This window comes from Paenibacillus sp. 203 (assembly GCF_037027525.1).
GTDB classification, from domain to species: domain Bacteria; phylum Bacillota; class Bacilli; order Paenibacillales; family Paenibacillaceae; genus Paenibacillus; species Paenibacillus polymyxa_B.
In genome coordinates this window covers 1-244 of sequence record NZ_JAXCHD010000102.1, presented here as the reverse complement: position 1 = coordinate 244, position 244 = coordinate 1, and the positions used below count along the sequence as shown (strand labels likewise).

Below are 244 nucleotides of genomic sequence, written 5' to 3'. Positions count from 1 at the left end.
GTGCCCAGCTTGACCTGCTGGCAACTAAGCATAAGGGTTGCGCTCGTTGCGGGACTTAACCCAACATCTCACGACACGAGCTGACGACAACCATGCACCACCTGTCTCCTCTGTCCTGAAGGAAAGGCCTATCTCTAGACCGGTCAGAGGGATGTCAAGACCTGGTAAGGTTCTTCGCGTTGCTTCGAATTAAACCACATACTCCACTGCTTGTGCGGGTCCCCGTCAATTCCTTTGAGTTTCA

Annotated in this window: 1 rRNA gene; it reads right to left on the bottom strand. The window is 52.9% G+C overall.

Annotated elements, in window-relative coordinates:
- A 16S ribosomal RNA gene (locus tag WA407_RS26895) occupies positions 1-244 on the bottom strand; the annotation flags it as partial.